General features: G+C 67.3%; 2 protein-coding genes. Both read right to left on the minus strand.

Translation table 11 applies throughout. The features are described from left to right. Positions 1–3,485: LamG-like jellyroll fold domain-containing protein (locus tag CXR44_RS38605; RefSeq protein WP_342748642.1), on the minus strand; the 3,485-nt coding region annotated here is incomplete at its 3' end. Next, entirely contained in the window at positions 3,482–4,105 is a 624-nt protein-coding gene (locus CXR44_RS38610; protein WP_144070252.1) for a DUF6531 domain-containing protein, read from the minus strand. The genes CXR44_RS38605 and CXR44_RS38610, both read right to left, overlap by 4 nt. Positions 4,106–4,564: the final 459 nt, after the last annotated feature.

The following is a 4,564-nucleotide window of genomic DNA, read 5'->3' on the forward strand; positions in this document are numbered from 1 at the left end:
TTGCGCTCCACCTGCGTCTCGGTGATCTTACGGCCGAGGTCGTCGTAGGTCGCCTCGACGCGGGCGCCGGTCGGGTCGACCGCCGCGAGCTGCTCGCCGGCCAGGTCGTACTCGGCCACCCACCGCCCCGCGGTCTGGCCTTCCGGGGCGGGATCGGTGACGCGGACCTGCCGGCCCAGCTGGTCGTACTCGAACGTGCTCGTATACCCGCGCGGGTCGGTGGTGGCGGTCAGCAGACCAGCCAGATCGTAGGCGTGCGCGATCGTGGGGGTGAGCGCGGTGCCGCCGGGCGGCGTGTACGCGGGGGCGCTCTTGCTGGTCAGCCGGCCGGCCTTGTCGAAGACCGACGTGATCGTGCGGCCTTCCGGGTCGGTCTCGTGGGTACGGGCGCCGACCGTGTCGTACCCGAACCGGGCCGACGGACGGGCGGTGGCGGAGCTGCCGGCCTTGTCCACCTTGACCTCTGGGGCGGTTGCCTCGATCAGGCGGCCGAGCGCGTCGTAGCGCATGGTCGAGGTGAAGGCGTCCTTGTCGGCTCCGGCGGCGTTGCCACGCGGATCAGTGGTGGCGACGGCCAGGCCGCGGTCGTCATAGGTGGAGGTGGTGACGACGTCTTGGTCGCCGTTCTCCACGGTGGACTTGGTGACCTGGTTGACCTTGTTGTAGGCGTACTCGGTCACCTCGGAACGGGTGGTGCCCGCGCCGGTCAGCGTCGTCTTCAGCACGTTGCCGTTGGCGTCGTAGACGAACGCCAGGACCCGTTCCAAAGTGGCGGGGTCGAAAACCTTCGCGGTCAGCCGGCTGGCCACATCGTAATCGAACACCGTGGTGACAGGGGTGGTACCACCGGTGATCTGCGTGGTCAGGTTGCCGGCTGGATCGTACTCGTGGCTCTCCAGCACCACATCGCCGGGCGTGGTGGAGCCGTTGAGCTTGGCATCATCGGCGATCTTCTGAGAGAGCCGGTTGTCGTCCCAGTAGGTAAAGGTGGTCTTGCGGCTCATGCTGTCCACCTCGGCGGCCAAGCGGCCGGCCGGGTCATAGGCGAACGCCTCCAGTACCACGTCCTTGGCGGGTTCCGGGTTGACTGGACTGCCGGTCCATCCCTTCAACGTGCGGGTGGTCAGCTCACCCCGCTTGCTGTAGCCGTTTTCGATCACCGTGCCCCGAGGGTCGGTCACCCGGACCAATTGACCGAGGGTGTTCCACGCCTGGCGGACGACACCGCCTTCGGGGTCGGTGACGGTCTCCGCCCGGCCGAGCGGGTCGTAGGTGTAGACGGTGGCCCGCTCGGCGTCGCCGCCGGCCAGGTCGGAAATCTTCTCGCTGCGCGTGTTGCCGTCGGCGTCGTAGGTGAGGGTGGTCCGCTTGGTGTGCGTGACGTTGGTGATCTCGTTCTTCACGCCCGGCTCGGTCTGCGTCACCGGGCGGCTGAGCCCGTCGTAGGTGAAGCTGGTCTTCACGCCGTCGGGGTGGGCGTCAGAGATCTGCGTTGAGCTGATCAGGCGGCCGAGTGTGTCGTAGTCGAGTTTGGTGACCAGCCCTTCGGGGTCGGCCTGCTCGGCCAGGTCGCCAGCCGCGGTGTAGCGGTAGGTCCAAGCGTTGCCACGCGCGTCGGTCTTCGAGGCCACCAGCCCCGGCGGAGTCGTGCCGCCCCCGATCGCGGGCTCGGTGCCGTCGGTGTACGTCATCCCGGTCGAACGGCCGTTGGGGAAGTCCGACGTTGCCGGGCTGGTTTCCTTCGTCTGCTCGCCGTAGGAGTTGTACTCCCACTTGGTGGCGAAGGTGTTGTCGGTCTCGCTCGCTGAACGGCCGTCGCGATGGGCGATCATGCGGTCGTTGCGCGGGTCGAACGGGTCGCTGGCGTTGTGGTAGTAGCTCCAGAACTCGACGGCGCACTCGTCGCGGGCTCGGCAATACCAGCGGGCGACCTGGTTCCCCCGCTCGTCGTGATAGACGCGGGTGTCGATGCCGTTGCGGTTGGTGACGGTCTGGAGGAAGCCGGCCTGGTCGTAGTTGTACCACTCGGTATGGTTCAGCTGGTCGACCTCGCCGGCCGGGCGGTAGCCTCGCCAGGCGTCGTAGTAGTACTTCAACGTCTCGTTGGCCGGGTCGGTCACGACCACGGTTGCCTCGCCGGACTCGACCTCGACGCCGAGCGGGCCGATCTTCCAGGTGCCGCCATGTTGGTCGGTGTGCGTGGCGAGCCGGTCGGTGGTCGGGTCGTAGGTGTTGGCAGCCCAGACACGGCCTGACGGCAGCTTGATCTCAGTCAGCTTGTGCACCGTCTGCGCGCGGGCCGCGTAGTGATCGGCGATCTCCGTCTCGGTCAGCGGCTGCCCATACACCGCGACCTCGTCGATCGCGCCTTGCAGAGGGAATGCCTGCTTGGTGGCGGGGACGGCCGGTGAGACGGCCGGGTCCGTGACCCCGTTACCGACGCTCGCCAGTTGGCGCCAGGCACTCACCGATCCCGATAGCGTCCCGACGCGCTGTCCATCGAGGTAGAGCGCTTGATCGGTGCCGGACACGGTGAGCACCGCGTGGTGCCAGGCGCCATCGTTGACCGGTCCCGCGGAGGTGATCGGGTTGTTCACCGTGCCCAGCGAGCCCCGCAGCCGGCCGTCGGTGCCGACATACAGCATCGGCCCGTGCGCCGCCCCATTGGTTTGTTGCGCTCCGGAGGCGGCCAGCACGCCGGAGGCGCTGGTCTTGAACCACAGCTCCAGCGACAGCTGATCACCGAGATGCGGGATGATGTTGGTCGGTAGCTTCAGCGCCGAACCGGATGCGAACTTCGCCGCGGTGTCCGGGTTGCCGGTCAGAGCACCCGGCTCATTGAGCGTCACAGACTGGTAGGTGGCGTGCCGCTCGGCGGGAGTCTGATCGGCTGCCACGGTGCCGGACTTCTCGCCCAGGCGCCAGTAGGCGAACGGGTCGGCATCCAGCACGCGGCTGCGGTACTGCGAACCTGTCCCGTAGCCGTAGGTGGCGCAGTTGGGTGCGGGTGCGGGTGTGCACACCCCCACCAGTCGGTCGTCCTCGTAGGTGTAGGTCCACTTCAGCGGGGCGCCGTCCACCGCGTCGGTGGAAACCTCCGCCACTCGGGAGCCGGACCAGGTGAAGTGCAGGGACCGCCCCCCGGTGGCGGCGACCGTGGCCAGCTTGCCATCAGTGCCGTAGGTCAGGTCCTGCGTCCGACCCCGGCTGTCGATCATCTTCCGCAGCCGGCCCTGATCGTCGAACACGTACTTGGTGGACGACTTGTCCATCAGATGCCACCACGTCGGCGTGCCCCCGGCGGCGCAAGCCACGCCGGGCGGCGTGTAGCACAACGGGGGCACCAGCGACAAACTGGCCTGCATACCCGGCGGCGGCTGGAACACCCCGCTACCATCCCGAGCGGCGAAGCGAACCTTTCGCCCATCCGGGCGGGTCCACAGCGCAAAAGCTCGACCGGCCCGCTCCTCGCGGACAATCTTCATGTCCCACGACGAGGACCAACAGCGCCGAACATCCCATCGCGACGCGGATCCAAGCTGTTGTAAGTGCGGCTCACCGACAGCGGCAACCCCGCCGTGGGCACGCTCACATCCGTCACCGTGGTGGTGTAGTTACCGGTCCGCGGATCATACTCACGCCCCTGCTTGGCCTGAGCAGCCAGCAGAGACGTCACGAGCGGCTGGCGAACGCCCGTAGTGAAGGTGAGCTTCGGAGACGTCACCGTGGTGAGGGTGGCCGAGTCACGTACGGTGACCGTCCACCAATACTGCCGACCCCACGCCAGCTTGCCGTCCGGCACCTGCCACGCGTTCTTGCTGCTCGCCAGATATCCAGAGCTTGTGCATCCCGTTCCGGACATCGCCTCAACGTCACACAGCCGGAACTGGTACGACAGCGCCGAATCACCCTGCGCCCACGCCCGCAGCGTCGGCCTCAACGAATCCACCAGCAGGCCAGACAGCGGGTAGACGTCCACCAACGCCGGCGCCGCCGCAAGCGCATCAGCCGCCTCGGCCCGCGCCACTCCCGAGGGCAACTCGCCCTGATCGGGCGTGTCCTGCTGTGCGGTTGTCGTGGCTGTGTCACGTCGTTCCGCCGGCACCGCGTCCTGCGGTGGCTGCGGATCCGGCCTCCATCTACCCGTCGACTCCGACTCAACGGATGTCGTAGTTGCCTCATGGGTCACCAATGACGGGAGTCTGGAGGCGCTCCCACGCATTTGTACTGGAGTATCCGGCACACCGCCGATCCCTTGACCAGAACTCGAAGCGACCGCTGCCGCCGGACTGGCCTGTGCCACCAGCAGGCTGGACAACAGAGTGCCGGCTATCCCGATCATTGACGCACGCGAACGAGCCCATGACGAACCGGCGCATGCGCCACCACACTCCGAACCACGAAGGGCGCCCTCAGACGCCGGACGAAGCTCCACCCACCCAGTGCAGAAACAACGTTCCTGACTGGCGCAGCTCGGAGCATGTTGCCAAACGGGAAGAGCGTAACGGCTGCGTCCACGGGAGTGGTGTAAGAGTTTGGCCTGGTGACAGGCGTGGTGTCGTGA

This window comes from Nonomuraea indica, assembly GCF_002850745.1.
Taxonomy (GTDB): domain Bacteria; phylum Actinomycetota; class Actinomycetes; order Streptosporangiales; family Streptosporangiaceae; genus Nonomuraea; species Nonomuraea indica.